At 57.6% G+C, this 24392-nt stretch carries 26 protein-coding genes; 14 read left to right on the forward strand and 12 right to left on the reverse strand.

Annotation, left to right across the window (positions count from 1 at the left end):
* Positions 1-146 precede the first annotated feature (146 nt).
* Positions 147-917 (forward strand): sulfite exporter TauE/SafE family protein, encoded by a 771-nt coding sequence (locus G560_RS0101525; RefSeq protein ID WP_022702549.1) that lies wholly within the window; start codon positions 147-149, stop codon positions 915-917.
* A 175-nt stretch (positions 918-1092) separates the two neighbouring features.
* Here the strand turns inward: G560_RS0101525 and G560_RS0101530 are convergent, their stop codons facing one another.
* On the reverse strand, positions 1093-2688 hold the full coding sequence (locus G560_RS0101530; RefSeq protein ID WP_022702550.1) for a phosphoenolpyruvate carboxykinase: 1596 nt from the start codon (positions 2686-2688) through the stop codon (positions 1093-1095).
* Positions 2689-3034: 346 nt separating this feature from the next.
* On the opposite strand from G560_RS0101530, the gene G560_RS0101535 reads away from it, so the two are divergent.
* Genes G560_RS0101535 through G560_RS0101560 form a run of 6 tightly spaced genes read left to right on the forward strand, consistent with a single transcriptional unit; the run spans position 3035 to position 7540 of the window.
* Entirely contained in the window at positions 3035-3736 is a 702-nt protein-coding gene (locus tag G560_RS0101535; protein WP_022702551.1) for a response regulator transcription factor, read from the forward strand.
* Positions 3737-3745: 9 nt separating this feature from the next.
* Entirely contained in the window at positions 3746-5470 is a 1725-nt protein-coding gene (locus G560_RS0101540) for a sensor histidine kinase (RefSeq protein WP_022702552.1), read from the forward strand.
* 23 nt (positions 5471-5493) lie between these two features.
* Positions 5494-5934: an HPr kinase/phosphorylase gene (locus tag G560_RS0101545; RefSeq protein ID WP_022702553.1), complete on the forward strand. Its 441-nt coding sequence runs from the start codon at positions 5494-5496 to the stop codon at positions 5932-5934.
* 22 nt (positions 5935-5956) lie between these two features.
* On the forward strand, positions 5957-6862 hold the full coding sequence (rapZ, locus tag G560_RS0101550; protein WP_022702554.1) for an RNase adapter RapZ: 906 nt from the start codon (positions 5957-5959) through the stop codon (positions 6860-6862).
* A gap of 7 nt (positions 6863-6869) precedes the next feature.
* Positions 6870-7274, forward strand: a complete 405-nt coding sequence (locus G560_RS0101555) for a PTS sugar transporter subunit IIA (RefSeq protein WP_022702555.1) — start codon at positions 6870-6872, stop codon at positions 7272-7274.
* Positions 7271-7540 carry an HPr family phosphocarrier protein gene (locus G560_RS0101560; RefSeq protein ID WP_022702556.1) on the forward strand — a complete coding sequence of 90 codons (270 nt, stop codon included), beginning with the start codon at positions 7271-7273 and terminating at the stop codon, positions 7538-7540. The genes G560_RS0101555 and G560_RS0101560 overlap by 4 nt, the downstream gene beginning before the upstream one ends.
* A gap of 3 nt (positions 7541-7543) precedes the next feature.
* On the opposite strand, the gene G560_RS0101565 is transcribed toward G560_RS0101560, so the two are convergent.
* The gene (locus G560_RS0101565; RefSeq protein ID WP_022702557.1) at positions 7544-8419 is read right to left on the reverse strand and encodes a 3-hydroxybutyryl-CoA dehydrogenase; all 876 of its coding nucleotides are present in this window, start codon (positions 8417-8419) and stop codon (positions 7544-7546) included.
* Between the two features lie 182 nt (positions 8420-8601).
* Between G560_RS0101565 and G560_RS0101570 the strand changes: the two genes are divergently transcribed.
* Positions 8602-9447 (forward strand): DUF6473 family protein, encoded by an 846-nt coding sequence (locus G560_RS0101570; RefSeq protein ID WP_022702558.1) that lies wholly within the window; start codon positions 8602-8604, stop codon positions 9445-9447.
* 49 nt (positions 9448-9496) lie between these two features.
* On the opposite strand, the gene G560_RS0101575 is transcribed toward G560_RS0101570, so the two are convergent.
* The 6 genes from G560_RS0101575 to G560_RS20175 all read right to left on the reverse strand — a co-directional run bounded on the left by G560_RS0101575 (position 9497) and on the right by G560_RS20175 (position 13652).
* On the reverse strand, positions 9497-10423 hold the full coding sequence (locus tag G560_RS0101575; protein ID WP_022702559.1) for an electron transfer flavoprotein subunit alpha/FixB family protein: 927 nt from the start codon (positions 10421-10423) through the stop codon (positions 9497-9499).
* A complete protein-coding gene (locus G560_RS0101580) occupies positions 10423-11184 on the reverse strand; it encodes an electron transfer flavoprotein subunit beta/FixA family protein (protein ID WP_022702560.1) in 762 nt (253 codons plus the stop codon). The genes G560_RS0101575 and G560_RS0101580 overlap by 1 nt, the downstream gene beginning before the upstream one ends.
* A 203-nt stretch (positions 11185-11387) precedes the next feature.
* Positions 11388-11960, reverse strand: a complete 573-nt coding sequence (locus G560_RS0101590) for a cob(I)yrinic acid a,c-diamide adenosyltransferase (RefSeq protein ID WP_022702562.1) — start codon at positions 11958-11960, stop codon at positions 11388-11390.
* A 3-nt stretch (positions 11961-11963) separates the two neighbouring features.
* Positions 11964-12170, reverse strand: a complete 207-nt coding sequence (locus G560_RS0101595; protein WP_022702563.1) for a twin transmembrane helix small protein — start codon at positions 12168-12170, stop codon at positions 11964-11966.
* Positions 12171-12251: 81 nt separating this feature from the next.
* Positions 12252-13088, reverse strand: a complete 837-nt coding sequence (locus G560_RS0101600) for an SDR family NAD(P)-dependent oxidoreductase (protein ID WP_022702564.1) — start codon at positions 13086-13088, stop codon at positions 12252-12254.
* Between the two features lie 63 nt (positions 13089-13151).
* Complete coding sequence (locus G560_RS20175; protein WP_162140845.1) at positions 13152-13652, reverse strand: SH3 domain-containing protein; 501 nt, start codon at positions 13650-13652, stop codon at positions 13152-13154.
* 207 nt (positions 13653-13859) lie between these two features.
* Between G560_RS20175 and parC the strand changes: the two genes are divergently transcribed.
* On the forward strand, positions 13860-16163 hold the full coding sequence (gene parC, locus G560_RS0101610) for a DNA topoisomerase IV subunit A (protein WP_028913607.1): 2304 nt from the start codon (positions 13860-13862) through the stop codon (positions 16161-16163).
* A gap of 53 nt (positions 16164-16216) precedes the next feature.
* Here the strand turns inward: parC and G560_RS0101615 are convergent, their stop codons facing one another.
* Positions 16217-16876 carry a Fe2+-dependent dioxygenase gene (locus G560_RS0101615; protein WP_022702567.1) on the reverse strand — a complete coding sequence of 220 codons (660 nt, stop codon included), beginning with the start codon at positions 16874-16876 and terminating at the stop codon, positions 16217-16219.
* A 3-nt stretch (positions 16877-16879) separates the two neighbouring features.
* Positions 16880-17686, reverse strand: coding sequence for a hypothetical protein (locus G560_RS0101620; RefSeq protein ID WP_022702568.1), 807 nt, complete (start codon positions 17684-17686; stop codon positions 16880-16882).
* A 216-nt stretch (positions 17687-17902) separates the two neighbouring features.
* On the opposite strand from G560_RS0101620, the gene G560_RS0101625 reads away from it, so the two are divergent.
* Both G560_RS0101625 and G560_RS0101630 read left to right on the forward strand, forming a co-directional pair.
* Entirely contained in the window at positions 17903-19078 is a 1176-nt protein-coding gene (locus tag G560_RS0101625) for a YjgN family protein (RefSeq protein WP_022702569.1), read from the forward strand.
* Positions 19078-20211, forward strand: a complete 1134-nt coding sequence (locus G560_RS0101630; protein WP_022702570.1) for a M48 family metallopeptidase — start codon at positions 19078-19080, stop codon at positions 20209-20211. The genes G560_RS0101625 and G560_RS0101630 overlap by 1 nt, the downstream gene beginning before the upstream one ends.
* Positions 20212-20449: 238 nt before the next feature.
* Here the strand turns inward: G560_RS0101630 and G560_RS0101635 are convergent, their stop codons facing one another.
* A complete protein-coding gene (locus G560_RS0101635; protein WP_022702571.1) occupies positions 20450-21166 on the reverse strand; it encodes a LytTR family DNA-binding domain-containing protein in 717 nt (238 codons plus the stop codon).
* Between the two features lie 169 nt (positions 21167-21335).
* Here G560_RS0101635 and G560_RS18235 point away from each other — a divergent pair, with 169 nt between their 5' ends.
* On the forward strand, positions 21336-21827 hold the full coding sequence (locus G560_RS18235) for a DUF2306 domain-containing protein (protein ID WP_022702572.1): 492 nt from the start codon (positions 21336-21338) through the stop codon (positions 21825-21827).
* Positions 21828-22115: 288 nt separating this feature from the next.
* Here G560_RS18235 and G560_RS0101645 read toward each other — a convergent pair whose 3' ends face one another.
* Entirely contained in the window at positions 22116-23477 is a 1362-nt protein-coding gene (locus G560_RS0101645) for a cytochrome P450 (protein WP_028913608.1), read from the reverse strand.
* Between the two features lie 160 nt (positions 23478-23637).
* Here G560_RS0101645 and G560_RS0101650 point away from each other — a divergent pair, with 160 nt between their 5' ends.
* Entirely contained in the window at positions 23638-24207 is a 570-nt protein-coding gene (locus G560_RS0101650) for a hypothetical protein (RefSeq protein ID WP_028913609.1), read from the forward strand.
* A 90-nt stretch (positions 24208-24297) separates the two neighbouring features.
* On the forward strand, positions 24298-24392 hold a 95-nt coding region (locus G560_RS20490; protein ID WP_018590913.1), incomplete at its 3' end, for a GTP-binding protein.

A 24392-nucleotide genomic window follows, 5' to 3' on the forward strand; every position in this document is an offset into this window, starting at 1 on the left:
AATCCCTTTGCATTCGTAGCGCAACAAGATTTCAATCTACACGGTCAAAGCGACCGATTGTGTCGCGGTCATTTACCTGCTGCACATCTCTCTCTGCCACGATATAGGTCGCCCAAATCAAAGACAAAGCCGAAAAAGGAGCCGGAATGGAACAGGTCGTCGCAGGTCTTGCCTTGCCCATGTTTTTGCTTGCCGTAGCGATCACCTTGTTTGCGGGATTTGTCAAAGGGGCCGTCGGTTTTGCCATGCCGATGATCATGATCTCGGCCTTTTCGTCTTTCTTGCCACCCGAGGTGGCGCTCTCGGGCCTGATCCTGCCCACACTTGTCACCAACCTAGGCCAAGCGTTCCGTGATGGTGTCGCGGCCTTCGTTGGCTCTTTGCGCAAATACTGGCGGTTTTTGCTGGCAACCTTGGTCTTTATTACCGTGGCGGCGCAATTTGTTCGCGATATTCCACAGCCCCTGTTTCTGGCGCTGCTGGGCCTTCCCATAACCGTTTACGCAGTGTTGCAACTGCTGGGCCGCAGCATGGCGATCAAACTGGAACACCAAAGCCGCGCCGAATGGGGGCTTGGCGTTGTCGCGGGCCTTTATGGCGGCGTATCGGGCGTTTGGGGGCCGCCGCTGATCGTCTATCTGATGTCGATTGGCGTCGATAAGCGCGAAATGCTGCGCGTCCAAGGTGTCATCTTCCTGCTCGGCTCGGTGATCTTGCTCTCCGCCCATATCAATTCGGGCGTGATGACTGGCCCAAATGCGGCCTTTTCCGCCGCCCTTGTGGTGCCCGCCGTCATTGGTATGCTGCTGGGTCTGCGCGCAGGAAGCCACCTCAATCAGGCCCGCTTTCGCTGGTGGACCCAACTGCTCTTGGTGCTGACAGGTCTAAACCTGCTCCGCCGCGCAATGGGCCTGTGACCGCGTTAAAATTCGGTTAACAAAAATCAAGATAAATTTCAAAATCAATGACTTATAAAAATGTCCGCGCGCGGTCAAAGCGCCTGTCCGCGCGGTTTCATCTTTGCAAAAATACTCAAATCCCGTTCTCAGATACGGGCAGGCCGGAAGAAAACCAATCCCTCCGGCCTCAATCTCAAATTGCCGCCGCTTTCACGTCGTCATCAATGAATGGCACATATTGGCCAAAATTATCGGCAAACATCTGCACCAATTTGGCCGCCTGCACATCATAAGCCGCCGAGTCGCACCATGTCCGGCGCGGGTCCAGCAAAACATCCGCCACCCCATCCACGGACACCGGCACTTCAAACCCGAAATTCGGATCGCGGCGGAACTCACCTTGAACCAGTGTCCCGTTCAAGGCTGCCGTCAGCAAGGCCCGCGTTGCCCGAATAGGCATCCGCGACCCCGTGCCATACGCCCCACCTGTCCAGCCGGTATTCACAAGCCAACAGGTCGCCCCATGCGCCGCAATCTGGGCTTGCAGCAGCTTGCCATAAACTTCCGGCCGACGCGGCATAAACGGCGCACCAAAACAGGTCGAAAACGTCGGCGTCGGCTCGGTCACCCCCCGCTCGGTCCCCGCCACTTTCGACGTGAACCCGGACAAGAAATGATACATCGCCTGCGCCGGCGTCAACTTGGCGATGGGCGGCAAAACGCCAAAAGCATCACAGGTCAGCATGATGATATTCTTGGGATGGCCCCCCAATCCCGTTTCAGACGCGTTGGAAATCGCGTCCAAAGGATAGGCGCAGCGCATGTTTGCGGTCAGGCTGTCATCGTCGAAATCCAGCTCCAGCGTTTCCGGATTATAGACCATATTCTCGATCACCGTACCAAAACGGTGCGTTGTGGCATAAATCTCCGGCTCGGCTTCGGCCCGCAGATTGATCGTCTTGGCATAGCACCCGCCTTCAAAGTTGAAGGTGCCCTTATCCGACCAGCCATGCTCATCATCACCAATCAGCGTGCGCGCCGGATCAGCGGACAGCGTGGTTTTCCCTGTACCCGACAGCCCAAAGAAAACGGCCGCATCCTCGGGGTCATCGACCGCGTGGTTGGCCGAACAATGCATCGCCATCACACCCTTTTCGGGCAGCAAATAGTTCAGCAGTGTAAACACCGATTTCTTGTTCTCGCCCGCATATTCCGTATTCGCGATCAAGATTTCCTTAGCATCGAAATTCAGCGCAATCACCGTTTCCGTGCGGCAACCGTGGCGCGCAGGATCAGCTTTAAAGCTCGGGCAGTTAATGATTGTCCATTCCGGAACAAAACTGTCCAGCTCTGCCCGCTCGGGGCGGCGCAGCAAGTGGCGGATAAACAGCCCATGCCATGCCAGCTCGGCCACCACACGCACATCCAACCGATGCACGGGGTCCGCCCCCGCATACAAATCTTGCACAAAATAATCGCGGCCCTTCATGTGGGCCAGCATATCGGCGCGCAACGCGGCAAACGCCTCGGGCGTCATGGCGGCATTGTTTTCCCACCAAATCGTATTTTCCGTCGTGGCGCTGCGGACAACGAATTTATCCTTGGGTGACCGCCCTGTAAACTGCCCGGTCGAGACGAGGAACGCCCCGCCAATGCCCAGGTTCCCTTCGCCAGCCTTTACGGCAGCCTCGATCAAAGCGGGTTCGATCAGGTTATAGTGAACTGCCCCCAGCCCAGTAATGCCTTGGTTTTCAAGCGTTTGGTTTGGATTAACGCGTCCTGTGTTCATCTAGTGCAAGCTCCCGATGCCGATGATGCGACAAGTTTTGGGTTTTGAAGCGGGGCGCGGGCGTGCCGCGATCCGGTCGCCCCCGGAGCCGAGGCCGACAATTTGCCTATAGCACGGTGATTTGGATAGGGAACAGGACGCTTTGGCACAGTTAGCGCAACCAGACGAGCGTTAGCGCAACCAAATCGCTGCTGGACCGCTTAGTGAGGCAAATTAGTCATTCATTCGGTTTTTTGTTGTCTTCTAAAGAGGTCTTGAAGGGTGATTCGCAGTTTGCAGTTGATTCTTTGGCGCGGAAAAGTGCAAATGGGAAAAAATAACAATGAGCAGTATAGGGAAAACGCCCATGTCAAGGATCGCCCTTGTGGATGACGACAGAAATATTCTGACGTCTGTCGCGATGACTCTCGAGGCAGAGGGTTTCGAAGTTGAAACCTACAATGACGGCCAATCGGCATTGGATGCGTTTAACCGCCGCCTGCCCGATATGGCCGTGCTAGACATTAAGATGCCCCGAATGGATGGCATGGATCTGTTGCAGCGCCTGCGCCAGAAAACCCAGATGCCGGTGATTTTTCTGACCTCCAAGGATGATGAGATTGACGAAGTGTTGGGCCTGCGGATGGGCGCCGATGACTATGTGAAAAAGCCGTTTTCTCAGCGTCTGTTGGTCGAACGCATTCGCGCTTTGCTGCGTCGTCAGGATGCGATTGCCACCGATGAAGTCGCTGTGACCGAAGAGACTAAGGTCATGGAACGTGGCCATTTGCGGATGGACCCGCTGCGCCATGCGGTGGCATGGAAGGGCAACGATGTCTCGCTAACGGTTACCGAATTTCTGCTGCTTCAGGCACTGGCCACCCGCCCGGGTTTTGTAAAAAGCCGCGATCAGTTGATGGACGTCGCCTATGACGATCAGGTCTATGTTGATGACCGCACAATTGACAGCCATATCAAACGCTTGCGCAAGAAAATGCGCACCGCGGATGATGATTTTTCGGCGATCGAAACGCTCTATGGCATTGGCTACCGCTATAATGAAGAGTGATGCGCCTCTATGACCGCCTTGCCTCAAATCTCTAAAACCGCGCCCCGCAAGCCAGTAAAAGCCAACACTGGCGATGTGCTGTTGGGCGAAGATTGGACAGCCCCCGAAGATCTGGTGGAGCCCGAACTTCGGGGCTATCGCGGCAGGCGTGGCATTGTCGCGCTGAACCGGTCGCCCTTGGCGCGCAAAATCATCATTTTCAACATGATGGCTTTGGTTATTTTGGTGGCAGGTGTTCTGTTTATGAACCCCTTTCGTGACAGCCTTGTGACCCAGCGCGAACAGGGTTTGGTGACCGAGGCGGAACTGGTCGCCGATGTGTTCGAGGCGCAGCTCATCGGCGTTGCGGCCGTTGCCTTGAATGATCCGGCAGGGGTTGATGTTGCTAAAACCTTGGCGGCCGTCACGATTGCCCCGGGCGTTGATGTCTTTGTCTTTGATAAATCCGGTCAGGTTATTGGCGGGCAAGAGGGTCGGGCGCGCAATTACCCAATCGATTCAAAACCGCAGTCGACCCTGATTACCGATTTCCTGAACACCGTTTGGGAAACGGTTTCTGGCGTGCTGTCTGGCGCCGAGCAGGGGCTGGCCAAGATCAATTCCGAAAGTCTTGCACGCAACGGGTTTCAGGCGGCCTTAGCCGGGCAAACCAGTTCCAACATGGCCAAGGATTCCGGCGGCGGTACGTTGTTTTCTGTCGCCACCCCGATCTGGAGCGCGGGCGAAGTTCTTGGTGTGGTCGCCCTGACATCAGCCGAAGGTGAAATTGATCGGCTGGTCCGCCATGAGCGCGAACAGGTTTTGCAGATGTTTGTCATCGCCTTGCTTGTTTCGATTGGCCTCAGCCTCGTTCTCGCCTCGACAATCGCCAACCCTTTGTCCGATCTGGCCGCGGCTGCCGAATTGGGCCGTGACCGCGACGCCCGCAAAATGGCCCCGGGCCGCGTGCGTATACCCGATCTTGCTGCGCGCCCCGATGAAATTGGCCGCTTGTCTGTCGCGATGCGGGGCATGGTTGCAGCACTTTATGACCGGATTGATGCGAACGAACAATTCGCCGCTGATGTCAGCCATGAAATCAAAAACCCGCTTGCCAGCTTGCGCTCGGCTGTGGGCAGTCTGCGCATGGTCAAAAAGGAAGACCACCGCGAAAAACTGCTGGATGTAATCGAACATGATGTCCGCCGCCTTGACCGTCTGGTCAGCGATATTTCCAACGCTTCACGCCTTGATAGTGAATTGGTCAAGGAGGAGGAAGAAGAGTTCAACCTTATTAAAACCTTGCGTAATTTGTCGGACTATCTTGGCGAACAGGCCAAAAAGAACGGTGTCGATTTCATCACCGACCTGCCTGCCGATCCTATCGTTATCAGGGGCTTGGAAGGGCGGTTGGCGCAGGTTTTTGTTAACCTTATCACCAATGCTGTGTCATTCTGTGGAAAGGGTGATGCTGTTCGCGTTTGGGCGCGGCGCCGCGAAAACCGTGTGCTGATCGTGGTCGAAGATACCGGTCCTGGGATTCCTGAACAGGCGCTGACCAAGGTTTTCAAACGGTTCTATTCTGAACGTCCCGTTGCGCAATTTGGCGATCACTCCGGTCTTGGCCTCGCCATTTCTAAACAGATCGTCGAGGCGCATGGCGGCGTTATCTGGGCTGAAAACATTCGCCCCACGTCGGCAGATGTAACGTCTGAACCCCTTGGCGCGCGCTTTGTTGTCGGTTTGCCCGTCTAAAAACCAACCTGCGCGGGGCAAGGATGCGACCAAACTCTGGCCCTTATCCAACCGAAACGTTGCACGCGACCTGCGTGGCATTGGACGGTCGGGGCGTGCTCATCCTTGGCGCGTCGGGCGCGGGGAAATCCGCGCTCGGGCTTGAACTTATGGCGTATGGCGCGCGATTGGTGGCTGATGATCGCACGATTATCTCGCGGGCGGGCGATCACCTAATCGCCACCTGCCCACCCAAAATCCGCGGACTGATCGAGGCGCGAGGCATCGGTTTATTGGCCGCGGACCCTGTGGCGCAAGCGCGGGTAACCCTGATCGTCGATCTTGACCAATTTGAGACGGACCGTCTGCCCCCAAAACGCCAGCGCAGCGTCCTTGGTCTTCCGATTGACCTTGTATTCGGGGCAACATCTCGCCACTTTCCTTTTGGGATCTTGCAAGTGTTGCGGGCAAGTCGCATCGCCTAGACTAAGGAGACGACGAAAACACATGACCAAAGCCGACAGTATTTTTGAACATCGCGTTGTCCTTGTGACTGGTCCGTCAGGGGCCGGACGCAGCACGGCAATTCATGCGCTTGAAGATCTGGGCTATGAAGTCATCGATAATCTTCCGCTCTCGCTCGTCCCCCGCCTGATCGAAGGCGAGAGCCTTGGCCGACCGATTGCCTTGGGCCTTGATGCCCGCAACCGCGATTTCAACGCCACAGCCCTTATCGAGCTTATCGACCGGTTGCACACCGACCCGCGCGTCTCTCTTAGCGTCATTTACCTCGATTGCGCCGAGGATGAGCTGATCCGCCGCTATTCGCAAACGCGCAGGCGGCACCCTATGGCCCCTGATGGCACGCCATTGACCGGCATCGCGCGCGAGGTCGATCTTTTGGCCCCGATCCGTGCCCGCGCTGACCACTTGATCGAAACCACCGAGATGTCGCCGCATGACCTGCGGGCCGAGGTGGCGCAATGGTTTGGCGGCACAGAAAGCGTGGGCCTTGCCGTGTCGCTTCAGTCCTTTTCCTATAAACGCGGGGTGCCGCGCGGCATTGATATGGTGTTTGACTGCCGCTTTTTGCGCAATCCGCATTGGGTAGCCGATTTGCGCGCGCTGGACGGGCGCGACAGCGCCGTCGTCGATCATATTGCAACAGACCCACGCTTTGACGAATTCATCACCAAAATCACCGACCTTGTCCTGTTCTTGCTTCCGGCGCAGATGGATGAGGGCAAAACCCACCTTGCAATCGGGTTTGGCTGTACGGGCGGGCAACACAGATCGGTTGCCGTAACGGAACTTATTGCAACGAGCCTTGCAAATGCGGGCTGGCCAGTGGCAAAACGCCACCGGGAACTGGAACGCAGGGCAGCCGTGATGCCCTCTACAGCGGCAGGGTGAAACAGGCGTGATCGGCATTGTCATCGTGGCCCACGGGGGGCTTGCACGTGAATATCGTTCAGCGGTGGAACATGTTGTGGGCAAGCAAACCCACATGATTGCCGTCGCGATCGAGGAAGATCACGACCGCGCCGCCAAACAAGCCGAGATTTGCGCGGCCGCCGACAGTGTTGATTCCGGCGGTGGTGTTGTGGTTGTAACCGATATGTTTGGCGGTTCGCCGTCGAACCTGTCCCTGTTGGCGTGCTGTAGCCGTGATCGCCGCATCATTTATGGGGCCAATTTGCCGATGCTGATAAAACTCGCAAAGTCGCGGCAATTGGCCTTGCAGGATGCGGTCTCTCTCGCGCTGGATGCGGGCCGCAAATACATTAACAGCTTGGATTTGGGCGCCGAAGGAAACCAACCATGACCGAACGGCAGCTGAAAATCGTTAACGAAAAGGGGCTTCATGCCCGCGCCTCGGCCAAATTTGTCGAGGTTGTCGAAGGGTTTGATGCCAGCGCCGAAGTCACCAAAGACGGGATGTCCGTGTCGGGCGACTCGATCATGGGCCTATTGATGTTGGGTGCCTCGCGGGGCACCGAAATCACCGTGGCAACATCAGGCCCGCAGGCCGATGCGCTGTTGGATGCGTTGGACCAGTTGGTCCGTACCCTGTTTGGCGAAGACTTCTAACCCCTACCGCGTCGGCACTGGCACATCGCCACGATAGTCGTAAAATCCGCGCTGGGTTTTGCGACCCAGCCAGCCCGCTTCGACATATTTGGTCAGCAACGGGCAGGGGCGGTATTTTGTATCTGCCAACCCGTCATGCAGCACGTTCATAATCGCCAAACAGGTATCCAGCCCGATAAAATCGGCCAGTTCCAGTGGCCCCATCGGGTGATTGGCCCCCAGTTTCAGTGATTCGTCGATGGATTTGACCGACCCGACCCCTTCGTACAGCGTATAAACCGCCTCGTTGATCATCGGCATCAAGATCCGGTTTACGATAAACGCAGGAAAATCCTCGGCACTTGCTGCCGTTTTCCCCAACTTTTCCACCACCGCCAACAAGCTATCATAGGTTGGGCGGTCCGTCGCAATCCCGCGGATCAACTCTACCAGCTGCATCACCGGCACGGGGTTCATAAAGTGAAACCCCATGAATTTTTCAGGCCGATCCGTCCGGCTTGCCAGCCGCGTGATCGAAATCGACGACGTGTTCGAGGTCAAAATCGTATGCGGCTGCAAATGCGGCAGCAGATCGTCGAAAATCGCCTGCTTCACCGTCTCGCGTTCCGTTGCCGCCTCAATAATCAGGTCCAGCTTGCCCAGATCGGCCAGTTTTAGCGTGGTTTTGATCCTCGCCATCGCCGCCGCCTTATCCTCGGCGGTGGTTTTGCCTTTGGTTACTTGTCGCTCGATATTGCGGTCAATCAGCGCCACGGCTTTGGTCAGGCTCTCTTGGCTGATGTCCGTCATTGTCACGTCAAACCCTGCAAGGGCAAACACATGCGCAATCCCGTTGCCCATTTGCCCCGCTCCGACGATTCCGACTGACTTGATTTCCATGCGCCCGTTCCTCTGCATCTGACCTTGGGCAAACCATATGCCTTGCCCGTGCCCGCGCGCAAGGCCGCGTGCCAAATTCCCCTGAAATACAAAGTATTCGTACCAAATTCAGGATTTAGCGATTCGGTAAGACCTTTGCGTCAATCCTGTTCTTGGGTGTTAAAACAATTTGGGTGGGTGAAATGGCCTATGCTTATCCGAGCGAGGGGTCGCTCGATTATTTTCCGTGCCACTATGGTACGTCCAAACTGGTGTTTCGGGGGCCAAAGAAAAGCCTGCTGAAACCCTATATTGCAGCAATTGGGGGGACGGAAACTTACGGCAAATTCGTTCCCGTGCCGTATCCTGCGGTATTGGAAAGTGCGGGGTATAGCGTTGTAAATCTGGGCTGGATGAATGCTGGCCCCGATGTGTTTTTGAATGAGCCCGAGGTGTTGGACATCGCCTGCGGGGCTGATCTGACCGTTGTGCAGGTGCTTGCCGCGCAGAACCTCAGCAATCCGTTTTATACGGTTCATCCGCGCCGCAATGATCGTTTTTTGCGGGCCAGCACGCGCCTTCAGAACCTGTACAAAGAGGTGGATTTCACGGAGTTTCACTTTACCCGTCACATGTTACAAAGCCTGCATCAGGCATCGCCGCACCGCTTTGTCGAGGTGGCGACGACGTTGCAGGCCACATGGGTTGACCGTATGGGCCAGTTGCTGCGGGCGGTGCGGGGGCCACGTTTGCTGCTTTGGATGGGTGATAACGCGCCGCCACAATCCAGTGCGGGTGCTAATCCCTACACCAATTCGGTGCTGGTCAATGCCACCATGATCGAACAGGCCCGCGCTCACGCGACTGCCTATCTAGAGGTGGTCGCCAGCCATGAGGCGTCGACCGAAGCGATGGAAGCCAAGGCGTTTTCGGCCATGGAACGCCCCGCGGCCCAAGGTGTCCCCGGCCCCTTGGCGCATAAAGAGGTTGCAGCAGCCCTTGCCGCCGCAATTGACCAGCTTTTAGGTCCGCAAGCAATGCACGCATAAAAAAAGGGCACCCAAACGCGGGTGCCCTTTTTGCAATCAATCCAAAATCTTACAGTTTTTCGATCAGCTCTGGCACGGCCGTAAACAAGTCGGCAACCAGCCCATAATCGGCCACTTGGAAAATCGGCGCCTCTTCATCCTTGTTGATCGCGACGATCACTTTGGAATCTTTCATCCCCGCCAAATGCTGGATCGCACCGGAAATCCCGATGGCCACATACAGATCGGGCGCCACCACTTTGCCGGTCTGGCCAACCTGCCAGTCGTTCGGTGCATAGCCGCTGTCCACCGCTGCGCGGGATGCGCCAACGGCGGCGCCCAGTTTGTCCGCCAGTTTCTCGATCATCGCAAAATCAGCCTCGGACCCAACGCCGCGACCACCGGAAACCACAATCCCAGCACTCGTCAGCTCGGGGCGGTCAGATGCCGCAACCTTGTCTTCAACCCAAGCCGACATCGCGCCGTCCATCGCCGCGCCAATCTTTTCAACGCTGGCCGACCCACCGGTCCCTGCCGCATCAAAGGTCGCGGTGCGGATGGTCATCACCTTGGTTGCGTCGGTCGACTTCACCGTCTGAATCGCGTTGCCTGCATAGATCGGGCGCTCGAACGTGTCAGCATCGACCACGCCCAGCACTTCCGACATCAGCATCACGTCCAAAAGCGCCGCAACCCGTGGCAAAACCGATTTGGAAAACGCCCCTGATGGCGCGACAATATGGCTGTAATCGCCCGCAAGCGACTGGATCAGCGCCGCAGTCGGCTCTGACATCGCATGGCAATAGACGTGGTCATCGGCAAACAAAACCTTTGTCACGCCTTGCAATGTCGCCGCCTCGGCCGCCGCTGCATCGCCACCTTTGCCCGCGATCAGCACTGTGACTGGGCCAAGCGAAGCCACAGCCGTCAGTGTTTTCGCCAATTGATCGGTCGCCAGCGCGCCATCAATCACTTCACCCAACAGAAGAACAGCCATCAGATAACCCCCGCTTCGTCTTTGAGTTTCGCAATCAGTTCGTCGACCGATCCCACCTTGATGCCCGCTTTGCGGCCCGCAGGTTCAACCGTTTTCACAATGGTCAAACGCGGGGTCACATCCACGCCGTAATCGGCAGCAGTCTTTTCATCCAGCTGCTTTTTCTTTGCTTTCATGATGTTAGGCAATGATGCATAGCGCGGTTCGTTCAAGCGCAGGTCCACTGTCACCACCGTTGGCATCGCCACTTTGATGGTCTGCAAACCGCCGTCAACTTCGCGGGTCACGACGGCCTTGTCGCCTTCAATCGCCAACTCGCTGGCAAATGTCGCCTGCGACCAACCCAACAGCGCCGACAGCATTTGCCCCGTCGCGTTCATGTCATTGTCAATCGCCTGCTTGCCGCACAGCACCAGCCCCGGTGCTTCCTCGTCGACAACCGCTTTCAGCAGTTTCGCCACGGCCAGCGGCTCGATGTCATTGTGCACATCATCGGTCGCTACGATCAAAATCGCGCGGTCGGCGCCCATCGCCAGCGCGGTGCGCAGCGTTTCTTGCGCTTGCTTCACGCCAACAGACACCACGATAATCTCGTCAACGGTGCCCGCTTCTTTCAGGCGGATCGCCTGTTCGACGGCAATTTCGTCAAACGGGTTCATCGACATTTTGACATTGGCAAGATCAACACCGTTGCCATCCGCTTTCACACGGACTTTCACGTTATAGTCGATCACACGTTTGACAGGCACAAGAACCTTCATTGGCGCGGACTCCTTGGTTGGGATGGGGCAGGTGGCCCCAAAACTTACTCGGTTTTGATATAATCTTGCGCGGGGAATAAACAGGCCAAAATCGTCATGTTAGCGACAACGGACGCCGCGTTTTCACCACGCGGGCAGGTTTGCGTGGCGACAATCCTGCCCAAACCCTGTTTTCAAGCGTTAGGATTCGTTAGATTTCCAACCTAGCGCGTCAGCCCCGGCACCCAAAGCACATCATCCTTGCCGTCATTATTGGCAATCCGCCCCGCCACAAAAAACCAATCCGACAGCCGGTTCAGGTATTTCACGGCCGCAGGGTTCACATCCTCGACCTGCGACAGTTCCACGGTCAACCGTTCGGCCCGTCGGCACACCGTCCGGCACAGATGCAACTGCGCCGCCAGCGCCGACCCGCCGGGCAGGATAAAGCTGCGCAAAGGTGTCAGTTTCGCGTTCATCGCGTCAATCTCGGCCTCCAGCCGGTCCACTTGCGCATCCACCATCCGCAAACGCGGATAGGGCGCATCTGCATCGCCCGCGCGGTCGGGCGTGCACAAATCGGCGCCCAGATCGAACAAATCATTCGACACCCGCGCCAGCGCTAAATCCATGTCGCCCACACTATGTTGCCGCGCCAAGCCAATCGTCGCGTTGGTTTCATCGACCGTGCCATAGCTCGAAACCCGCAGGCTGTGCTTGGCCACGCGGTCACCGTTCCCCAGCGCCGTTTCGCCCTTATCCCCCGTGCGGGTATAAATTTTGTTCAAAACAACCATGCCTCAGGCCCCCATTTTCCGCATCCAGACAAATAACAAGATCAACGCCACTGCAAGCGCCTGCGCATAAATTCTGTATTGCATCAGCTTGTTGGACCGTTTGGCGCTGCCTTCGCCGCCCTTGCCAAAGGTGCCTATCCCAAGGATCAAAATGACAAGCACGCCAAGGCAGGCAATCGCAGCAATTATGAATAGCGGGTCGTTCAACATGATCAGTCCCTCTCTGTTTGTAGCGGATGTAAGCGGGTGCGACCAAAAAGCGAAGGATATTTCGTTGCGGCGAAACGTCTTTTACGCGCGCTTGCCGCCCGCCAACACCCAATCCAGCGCCCGCACCGGCAAAATGCGCCGCGCGATGCCCATGATATGGGTCGGCATCGTCACATAATACCGCGCCTTTGGCCGCTTGCTTTCCAACGCATGGATCAGCTTTTGTGTCACCGCCGATGCTGGCAGTTCAAACCTGTCCGGCCCTGTCGCATTTTCAAACCGCGCCAGCACCTCTTTGTATTCATCGCGGCGGGGCGAGGTTTCCCATTTCACCCAGCGTTTGAATTGCAGCGCAGAATTGTCGCGAAACTTGGTCGTAATTGGCCCCGGTTCAATCAAAATCGGATGAATCCCTGTGCCGCGCAGCTCAAGGCGCAGCACATCGGTGATCCCCTCCAACGCGAATTTTGTCGCCACATAGGCGGTGCGCCAACGGTATCCGACCATCCCCAAAATGGATGAGTTGTTCACAATCCTCCCATGCCCTTGCGCCCGCATCATCGGCAACACGCGGCAGGTAAGGTCGTGATAGCCAATCAGGTTGGTTTCCAAAATCGCGCGAAACGCGTCACGTGGCAAATCCTCGAACGCGCAGGGAATCGCAAAGGCTCCGTTGTTGAACAGCGCATCCAATGTGCCGCCCGTGCGTTTGGCAACTTCGGCCACGGCGGCCTCAAGGCTGGCCACATCATCATAATCCAGCCGGAAACTTTCCAGCCCTTCGGCCCGCAACCGCTCGCAATCCGCTTCGGCGCGGCAGGTGGCAAACACCCGCCAGCCCCGCGCGCGCAAGGTCCGCGCCGCATCAAGGCCAATGCCCGACGAACAACCTGTTATCAAAATGGACTTGGGGATCATGCTGCAACCTTTGAAATCAAAGCCACAGCTTTACCGTCAAACACCATGCACCGCAATTGCGGCCTAGTTTGCCGCAGGGTCCGTATCGCTCAGCAACCGCGCCGCGATAAACCCTTCCAGCCCGTCGCCTTCAATGGCAATCCGCACCCAGCCGTCTTGCGCGGGTTCCATTACCGTCACGGCTTCGGCGCGAACCAATCGGCCAACCACTTCGTAATCGGTCGATGGCCCGCCGCGCACATTCACCGAATTGCTGCTGACATACATCACTGGCAAGGCATCTGCATCGGCCTCGTTCACAACCGCCGCGACGGTTTCAACCTTGGCTTGGCCCACAATCACAAACGACCCCGCAATCACGGACGTGCCCGATTTCATTGCAGGCAGCGGCGCTTGCACTGTGACAGGGGTAAAATTGGCCAAGGTTGCTTTGGGCTTCGGGGCGGGTTTTGGCGCCACAGCCGCGCTCACTACATGCCGCTTTGCAGGTTCAGCGCTCACGCCAATCAGGCCTTGGCGCACTTGCCCCTTGTCTTCGCCCCCAATCAAAAGGGTTAAAAACATACCGGCTGCCAAAACTGACATTAACTTGAACATAGCGATCCCACCCAGACTGCGTGATTTGCGAACTCTTACTTTCACAACTATGTCACTTTTTTGTGTGGGAAAAAATGCCAAAAGTTCCCGAAACAGATTTTCCTTAATAATTCTGCCGTCCGCCAATGCGTCTTTCGGCTGGACCGTGCGGCGATGCCCGATTACACAACATGCATGACAAAATCGCCCGATGATCCCAACACCCAGTCCGTAACCGTGTCTGAACCGCTGCGCCGTGCCATCGGTGATCGGTATCTGACCTATGCGCTGTCCACCATCATGCACCGCGCGCTGCCCGATGCGCGTGATGGATTGAAGCCTGTTCATCGGCGAATCCTCTTTGCGATGCGTGAATTGAAACTGTCCCCCACGGGCGGTTTCCGTAAATCCGCCAAAATCTCGGGCGATGTGATGGGCAACTATCACCCGCACGGTGACATGGCGATTTATGACGCGATGGCCCGCTTGGCGCAGGATTTCAACGTCCGCTATCCTTTGGTTGATGGCCAAGGCAACTTTGGCAATATCGACGGCGATAACCCTGCGGCAAGTCGTTATACCGAGGCGCGGCTGACAGCGATTGCCGAAAAGCTGATGGAAGGGCTGGCCGAAAACGCAGTCGATTACCGCCCGAACTATGACGGCACGCTCGAAGAGCCTGTCGTCATGCCCGCCGCTTTTCCGCATCTGCTGGCCAATGGCTCCTCTGGCATCGCCGTGGGCATGGCCACCAACATCCCGCCGCACAACCTGCATGAATTGATCGACGCCTGCCTTGCGATGATCAAAGACCCCGCCATCGCCGATGACGCGCTGGTCGATCTGGTCCCAGGCCCCGATTTCCCCACAGGCGGCGTAATCGTCGAACCCCGCGGCAACATCATCGATGCCTACCGCACGGGTCGCGGCTCTTTCCGCCTGCGCGCCCGCTGGTCGGTTGAGGATTTGGGTCGGGGCCAATGGCAAATCGTCATCACCGAAATCCCCTATCAGGTGCCAAAATCGCGCCTGATTGAGAAATTGGCCGAACTGATCCAGACCAAGAAAATCCCGATTTTTGGTGATGTCCGTGACGAATCCGCCGATGATGTGCGCCTGATTATCGAACCCAAGGTCCGCACCGTTGACCCCGATATGCTCATGGGCATGCTGTTCAAAAACTCGGATCTTGAAATCCGCTTCAGCCTGAACATGAACACCCTGATCGATGGCCGCACCCCCAAGGTGTGCAGCCTCAAGGAAGTTCTGCGCGCCTTCCTCGACCATCGCCGCAACGTGCTGCAACGCCGTTCGCAGCACCGCATGGATAAAATCGACCACCGCCTTGAGGTACTGGAAGGCTTCATTACGGCCTTCCTAAACCTCGACCGCGTGATTGATATCATCCGCTATGACGCCGACCCCAAACGCGCGCTGATGTCCGAAAACTGGGGTCTCAAACACCCCCGCGCCATGTCGGAAAAAGACTACGTCTCGCCCCCTGTGGCCGAAGGCGAGCTGACCGAGGTTCAAACCGAAGCCATCCTCAACATGCGCCTGCGCTCTTTGCGCAAGCTAGAGGAAATGGAACTGGTGGCCGAGCGTGACGCCTTGATGAAGGAACGCGCCGACCTTGAAGATCTGCTGGCCGACCCGCGCCTGCAATGGAAACGCATCAGCGCAGACCTTGCCGATGTGCAAAAAACCTTTGGCAAATCTTGGGCGCAAGGCAAGCGCCGCACCACTTTCGCGGATGGTGACGTGATCGAGGATGTGCCCTATGAGGCGATGATCGAACGCGAACCGATCACCGTGATCTGTTCCAAAATGGGTTGGATCCGCGCGATGAAAGGGCACGCCGCGCTGGATACCGAGGCCAAGTTCAAAGACGGCGATGAAGGCCGCTTCTTTTTCCACGCCGAAACCACCGACCGGATCATTCTGGTGGGCAGCAACGGGCGGTTTTACACCCTTCTCGGCGCCAACCTCCCCGGTGGGCGCGGCATGGGCGAACCCGTGCGCCTGATGGTCGATCTGCCGAACGAGGCGGAAATCGTTGATCTGATGATCCACCGCGCGGGCATCAAATTGCTGATCGCCTCCTCGGATGGTGACGGGTTTATCTGTCCGGCGGATGAGGTGGTCGCCCAAACCCGCGCGGGCAAACAAGTGCTGTCCTTGCGCGGCACCGCCAAAACCGCCGTGTGCAAACCCGCCATTGGCGACCACATCGCCGTGGTCGGTGAAAACCGCAAAGTGTTGGTGTTTGCGCTGGATGAATTACCGGAAATGGCCAAAGGCAAAGGTGTGCGCCTGCAAAAGTACAAAGACGGCGGCTTGTGCGATGCCACCACCTTTACGCTGGCAGATGGCCTCAGCTGGAAAGACCCCGCAGGCCGTACCCGTGTGGAAACCGCGCTAGACGAATGGCTGGCCAAACGGGCAACCGCTGGCCGAATGGCCCCGCGCGGCTTCCCAAGGGACAACAAGTTCAACTAGCGGACAAAAAAACGGCCCCAACTCGGGGCCGTTTTCCATTTTGGCGTCGCGGTTTACACTTCCGCCCACATCCGCAGCAAATTCGAACGCGTTTTGCAAAGGCAATCAAACAGCGCCGACTTGCCCGCACTTGCATGCAATTCCGCAATCGACCGGTCCAGATCAAACAAGATCTCGCGCTGGTCCGCCTGCCTGATCCGGCTTTGCACCCAGCCTACAACCGCCAGCCGTTCGCCCCGCGTCACCGGTTCAACGCGATGCAAAGTCGTGGACGGATATAAAAACACCGTTCCCGCCGCCGGTTTCACCGCCCGCGCCTCCAGACTATCCTCGAGTATCAGCGCGCCGCCGTCATAGGTTTTAGGGTCTGACAGGAACAGCGTGAACGAAATATCCGTCCGCAAGTCCCCCATCAGCGCATCGTCCACATGCAGCCCATAGGTTTGCCCGCTGCGATACCGCGACAAAATCAGCGGCGTCATCGCCCGTGGCCGCGCGGCTGATGCAAACAGCGCATTCCCCTGCAACGCCCTCGCCACCAGCGCCAAAACCGCATCGCGCGCGTCCGATGGGGCGGCTTGGTCATTGGCCTTCACCTCACGCGCGAACCGCCCTGCCGTGTTGGCCCCGTCCTCAAACGCCAACCCCGCCGCCTCATCCCGTAAGGCCCCAACCGTGGCCGCGTCCAGCAGCCCGTCAATTGCCAAAAACATCGTTTACCGCACCTGAGAGCTGATAAGCTCTACCCGTGCCGCAACCCCCAGTAAAATCGCAGGGTCACGCGCGGCGAACGCCCCGTCCACCATAGCAAACGCCTCGGCCGCAGGGTCCATCGCCGCCACGGCCCGCGTGACCAACCGCTCTTGCCCCACGATGCCCACAACCATGCCCCGCGCCACATCCACAAAGGCCTGCGCCTCGTGATAGGCCAGCACATCCGTCACCACGCCGCCTTCAATACTGCCCGCATATTCCGCCGCCGCTGCCCGCAAAACGGCGACAGAAACCGCAAACCGCTTGGCCGCATCGGGCGCGTCTGCCCCAATCGCACCCGCAACCGCGATCTGAAATGCTGCCAGTTCGGGCATCACATCGGCAGCACCCCCCTCCATCGCAGTGGAAAACGCCTGCATGAGCGGCGTGAAATCGGCCTGCCCATGTGCGGCCAGCGTCTCGCGCACCTCGTCCATCATCTCGGCCTCGGGGTGATAGGACAACCCAATCGCATCATCGACCATCCCCGCACGATACAGGGCTGCCGCCGCCAGCAAATGCCCTTCGACAATTGCCAATCGCACGACATAGGCGGTGTCTGCATCAACCCCTGCCACAGCTCCCGCTTCACCACCCTCGCCACCTTCGGTCGCGGCCACCCAAACCGTCTGGTCCCCGACCATAACAGGCGGCCCCATCCGCGCCTCGGCCATGCCCGCACCAAGCGCGGTGGTGGCCAGCAAAAGCCCGGTCCATTGACGGGCAGACACAAGACGGGGGGCCGCGGGGCGGGCAGGTGCATTGGTCATAGGGATCCTCGTTTATCCTTAGTATTTTAGTCAGCAATACAAATTCACCATTTCCCTGTCAATAATAATTTAGTAAAAAAATCAGGAATGCCATCCAAAATGCACATCACAGACTCAGGCTTTGTCGCGCCGCCACGCAATTTCTCTTTATTGGGCGCTGGAAACACGTTAACAACCGGAAGCAGAACACTTTTAACGATTTCTCAGGAGCCATTCATGTCATTGAATTCAAGCGGAAATACCCGCTATTCCGGTCAATCGACCCCCATTTTCAAGCTGGCCTTTGTCACCGGATTGCTGACCGTCCTTACGGCAGGTATCTACCGTTTTTGGGCAAAAACCCGGATGCGCAAATACATCTGGTCTTCTGTGTCCATTGATGGGGACTCGTTTGAATACACCGGCACGGGGCTTGAAAAACTGCTTGGTTTCTTGGTCGCCATTGTCTTTCTGGCGGTCTATCTGGGTGGCATCCAACTCCTCCTGACCTTCGCAGGGCTTGGCATCATGGGCCAACCTGACAATGAACTGGCGATCCTTGCCTCGGTCTACCTGTCGTTCTTTGCGGTTGCGCCGTTTATGCTCTTTGCCGTCTACCGCTCGCGCCGCTACAAATTGGCCCGCACCCGCCTGCGCGGCATTCGGTTTGGGATGGAAAGCGCTGCTTGGGGCTATGCCTTGCGCGCAATGGGCCACTATATCCTGACCTTCCTGACCTTGGGCATCTTGCTGCCGCGCCAAAGCTTTTACCTTGAAAAATTCATGACAGACCGCAGCCATTACGGCGATGCCCGCTTTGAACAAGGCGGCCGCTGGCAGAGCCTTTACGGCGCGATGAAACATGTGTTCATCGGCCTTGGCATGATGGTATTGGGCGGCGTCTTGGCGATCGCGGTGCCAATACTTGGCGCTATCATCGGCGTCATCGGGTATTTCTGGTTCTTTGTAGGCTTTGCCTATTACCGTGTGCATTCCTATGCCTACCTTACCAATCACAAAACCCTAGGCGGCCAAGTCACCTTTGTCGCAACCCCCAGCGCGGGCGAGATTTTGAAAATCGTCATACTGGGTGGCATCGCGGTTGGCCTTGCTGGGGGTATCGCCTTTGCTATCCTCGGCGGCCTTTTTGCGGCGTCCTTCAGCGGCATGGGTATGGGGGCAGGGCCAAGCCCGCTTGCCATCGCCCCCCTGATCATCGGCTATCTGCTGATCCTCGTGGCCTTGGGCGCGCTTGCCATAGTGATGGTCACCCAACCCGTCATCGCGCATCTGGTGAACCACCTGCATGTCAACAACACCGAGGCCCTTGCAGGCATCCGTCAGCGCGCGGCTGACAGCGGGGCCGATGCCGATGGCTTTGCCGATGCGCTGGATGTTGGCGGGGCGATCTGATGATCGGCGCTGCGCCGATTGCGGCCACCTTTTTCGATGGCCAAACGGCGCAGCGCCACCCTGTTTTGGTGTCCGTGACCAGTGATGGCAGCGGCCTGATACTGGACCTGCAAACCGGCGTGGCCCCGTGGCTTTGGCCATTGACCCGCCTGCGCGCACTGGGCGATCAGGCGGTCGTGAACGCGCTGACCCTAACCCTGCAATCCGACAGCGACGACGAATCCCCGCGTGACCCCGCGCGCCTTGTGATCACCGACCCTGACCTGATGGCATGGGTGCGCCTGTCGGCTCCCCAGCTTGCCAAACGCGACGTGCGCCGTGGCACGGCCACCAAAATCATCACACGCCTTGCCCTCGCCGTGGCCTCTATCGGCGTCATCGTCTTTGTGATTTTGCCGCGCATGTCCGATTTTTTGGCCGACCGGATGCCCTTGGAAACCGAAGTCAAATTTGGCCGCGCCGTGGTGTCGCAGATGAAATATCTGCTGGGCGCAGGCAAAAGCGGCACCCTTGCCTGCAATAATCCAGCAGGCGAGGCCGCGCTGAACCGCATGGCCTCACGGCTGATGGACGGGCAAGAGCTGAAATATGCGATCAGCTTTTCGGTGCTGGACCATGAAATGGTCAACGCCTTTGCCGCCCCTGGCGGTCAAATCATCATCCTGCGCGGGCTGCTTGATACGTCGGATACGGCCGAGGAAGTGGCGGCGGTGCTGGCCCATGAAATCGGCCATGTCGAAGCCCGCGATCCGACCCGCCTGATGCTGCGCGCCGCAGGCTCGGCAGGGATCGTGTCGATTGTCCTGGGCGATGTGACTGGCGGGTCGGTGATCGGCATCATCGGCGACCAAATGCTGCAAACCTCCTACACCCGCAAGGCCGAGGCGGCGGCGGATGAGTTTGGCTTGGCAATGCTGCAAGCGGCCAAGGTAGACTCGGCCGCCTTTGCCGATTTCTTTGACAAGCTGTCAGGGTTAGAGGATGGCTTTGTCCCGCCCGAATACCTGTCCAGCCACCCTTCAACCAGTGCCCGCGCCGCCCGCGCCCGTGACTTTGCCGCCGCGCAAACCGGCACAACCCCCATTCTGACCGATGCGGAATGGCAGGCGCTAAAGGGCATTTGCAAAGGCTAAAGCGCAATTGCCAATGTGGCGCCTATCCCGTTGCGGTACGGGAACACGCCTGACAATCGCGCTGTCCTGCGGTTTGGCAACGTGATGCAATATCGGTGCAATGTGGAAAAAAGCGCACCACCCCGTCAACCATAGCGTTTCGACTTTAACGTGACCCAGCATACATCACATAACGCGCCCGAATCTTTGATTTCAGACAATGTTATGTCCGTAAGGTCTAAGTCGAAACGCTTTAGGGTCACTTGGCTGGCAACAGCCCTGCCTTTTGGGCTGCGGGTATAAAGCTGCGGCTTATCGGGCGGTTCGTTCCGTCTGAACTCAAAACCTCTGCCCGATCCCCAGCGCGTTTGACATCTTTAACCTGATGAACGGCAACCCAATGCGATCGGTGAATCTGCAATCCGGCCGTGTCTCCAACCTCTTTTACGGCATCTGACAACCGCATAAGAACCAACGCGGCCCCCTTGGTTGTCACAATGCGCACATAATGATCTTCCGCACTCAGGGCGACGATCTCTCCGCGCTTATCAAACGGCAACCGGTCCAGTATCGCGGCCCGCGTGCCCCGTCCTTCGGCGCGCAACTCGGCTGGCAACTCGGCCCGCAGCGCAAGGCTGCTCAGCTCAACCACAGCCGAAATCAACGTCACCATGCCCAGCCGGGATAAAAGCACAGTCCAGTTCTCAAACCACAGGCCAAATGCCGCAAGATTTAGCAGGCTCAACGCGGCGGTAACCGTCAGCCCGATCGCCGCGATGCTGACGGTATGGCAGAGCCACGGTTGGCGGCGACCCAGCGCGCTATGGACAACAGAACTGACACCGCTACCAGCCGCAAATGTCACGGCGACAACGACAACCCAATACAAAATGCGCGGCACCGCGGGCAACGTATCAAGCGTGTTGAACGGACCCGAGATGCCAAGAATACCCCCAAGGGCAACCAGACCGATCAAGACTGGTCGCTTGCTAAAAGTCGTCTGCAATTCGCGAAGCGCGGATGGAAAGAGCCTGTCAGTCACGTTGAAATTCTATCCCTTTGCGAATGGCGCATTGAATCGGCTGCGAATTGGGCCTCCGAACAGTGGCACCATAATCGATCCCTGCCAAGATGAAGGAAACCCTATGTCCCTTTCCCCCATTCTAAGCGCCCCGTTCGTTATTCAACTGCACGCCCTTGCAGCCGTTCTGGCCGTTGTTATCGGGCCATTCGTTTTGCTCCGCCGATCAAGGGATATTTGGCACAAAGGTTTTGGCTATGTGTGGGTCATTGCTATGGGACTGACGGCGCTGACATCCTTTGGCATCACCGCGCAAATTGGCCCTGGTCCGATCAGCCCGATCCATGTTTTGTCTGTGTTCACCGTTTGGAGCCTTTGGAACGGGGTGAACGCCGCACGTCAGCGCCGGATCAAAGCCCATCAAAAGAACATGCAATCCCTCTATTTTTGGGCACTGGGTATTGCAGGTCTGTTCACGTTTCTGCCGGGTCGGCGCATGAACACCGCGCTTTTTGGCGAGTCCTCGATGGCTGGGTTCCTCGTGATGGCTGGCGTCATCGCTGCAGGCTTGGCGTGGTATCTTTACGCCAGTCAAAAAGCAGCTGCGCGGGGCTAGGCGTTTCGGCAAAGGCTGTCCTGCGCAGGGGGTGGTCATGCGCCCTTTTGGGCGCTTTCACGGCGCAAAGGTCAAGAGGAACTGACGCTCAACAACTGTCCTGCGATTTGCGCGTAACGCGGCCTGCCCGTGTCGTGTACCCCGTAGGATGGGGTTTCACGCCACCATTCCGTATCATCCCAAACTACATCTGTCCGCGTGGACACGGGTTAATATTTGGTAAACAAAAATATCAAAACGGTTTAATAACAAGTGCTTACATAAATGTTCGCGCGCGGACATATCGGCTTAAACAGTCTCCACCTTCAACCAAACCCCACCTCCGGGCCGCAGGGTCAAAATCATCACAGGCTTGGGCGCCTTGCCTTCAATCAGCGAAAAACGGTGCCGCGCCAACATGGTGGCTAGAATAATAATCGCCTCTTGCAGCGCAAAATTGGCCCCGATACAAACCCGCGGCCCATCTCCGAAAGGCAGGTAGGCAAAGCGGTCAATCGCCTTTGGATCGGCAAAGCGGGACGGGTCAAACTGGTCCGGATTTTCCCACAGCATGTGATGGCGATGCAGCGCATAAATAGGCAAAACGACCGTATCGCCGGGCCGGATTTCGCGACCACACAGCTCATCCGCTACCTGCGCCGTCCGCGCCAAAAAGGCCGCAGGCGGGTAGAGCCGCAAGGTCTCATCCACGATCCGGCGGATCAGCGGAAGGTTCGCGATATCGGCCTGCGTGGCGGCCCGATCCCCCAAAACAGCGCGCGCCTCGGCATGGGCCTCGGCCTGAACAGCGGGATCAAAGGCACACAAATACAATGCCCAAGACAGGGTCAGCGCCGTGGTCTCATGCCCTGCCACAATAAAGGTCAGCAGATTGTCTCGCAGTTCCGATGTGGTCATCTTTCGCCCGCTCTTGGGGTCTTCGCCTTCCAACAGCAGGTCCAAAAGATCCGGCACCGCGCGGCGCCCATCCATGCGGCGGCTTTCAATCGCATCATCCGCAATCCGCTTCATGTCCCGCATCGCGGCGCCTGCCATCATCCGCCCTGGCCGTGGCACCCAGCCGGGGACGCCCAACAAATCCAGCACGGAAACCTTGGCTGCATGCGCGATATAGCCCTCAATCGCGCGGTGAACGGCACCGCGATCAAACCCTTCTCCGCCCGAAAAGGTAACGTCGGAAATCACTTCAAACGTGGCGGCAACCATTTCGGCAAGCATATCCACCGCCCGCCCGCCAGACGGCCCCGCAGCAGCTATAACCCGCGCGCTCGACCGCTCGGCCGCAGCTGTCATGACAGGGGCAAGGGCAGCCACATTCCGGTGGCTGAACACAGGTGCCGCCGTGCGACGTTGCCACAACCATTCGGCTCCTTCGGCCACAAACAGACTGTCTCCAATCGCCTTCTCAAGGATCAGCTTGGTGACAATCGATTTAGGGTAATCCTCGACCTTATCGCGCAGCACCCGTTTCAACGCGGTGGGATCCATCACCATATGCCAGCGCCGCCCTGTCCGCCCCGACAACATCGGTTGGCGCGTTGCGATCTCTGGGATTAGCTCCAACACATTCTTTTGCCCCGCCCGTGCCGAGGCCAAAATACCCAGCGGGGTGTTATGAAGCGGCACCCGCGCGGGGACCCTTTGCGGCATGTCAGTGTCTGGAACCGTGGAGGGGGGCATTGTCTGGTCCGATCCATCAAAAAGCATAAGTTGAATATAGTAGGCTTTGGCGCGAGGGGAAGGCGCTATGGTTGCGCAGGCGTTTCGCAAAGGCTATGTCAGAGAAGTTGTTTTGCCCAAAGGACACCTCATGAAAACCGCGCGCCTCTCTGCTTTTCTGCTTGTTGCTGGTTTGCTCTCGGCATGTGCCGGACCAAATGTGGTCGAGGCTCCGGTCAATCTCGGCAACTTCAAAATGGGTCATAACATCGTTGTCGCGGACAATCCGCAAAAGGTACCAATCTCACGCGAGGCGGATCCGAAGGATTGGGATGACAGCTTGACCGCGGCCATTCAAACCCGTTTGGGCCGTTATGATGGTGACAAATTCTATAATCTCGGGGTTTCGGTCGATGCCTATGCGCTTGCCCCTCCGGGCATTCCATTGGTCATATCGCCGAAATCGGTCGTTGTTGTGACCGCGACTGTTTGGGATGATGAAACGGGCAAAAAGCTGAACGATAAAGGTGAGCAGTTCACCGTGTTCGAAGGGCTGGACGGCGAAACGATGATTGGTTCTGGTCTGACCCGCACAGCCGAACAGCAGATGGAAAAGCTGAGCTTTAATGCCGCCAAGCGAATTGAGCGCTGGCTGTCAGACCATCCGGAGTGGTTCGCTTTGCCCGCGAAGCCGGTTGAGGTTGTCGCATCCACCAAGTGACACTTGATTTTTCCACCTTTCATGGCTATCTCGCCCTCGATGTAGAACGGGACCCAAATAGGGCCCCCCAAAGGGTTGAGGCATTCCGCGATGGCAAAGGCAAAGTTTGAACGTAACAAACCGCACGTAAACATCGGCACGATTGGTCACGTTGACCACGGCAAAACGACGTTGACAGCTGCGAT

It is taken from the genome of Pseudorhodobacter ferrugineus DSM 5888 (genome assembly GCF_000420745.1).
In the GTDB taxonomy this organism is placed as follows: Bacteria; Pseudomonadota; Alphaproteobacteria; order Rhodobacterales; family Rhodobacteraceae; genus Pseudorhodobacter; species Pseudorhodobacter ferrugineus.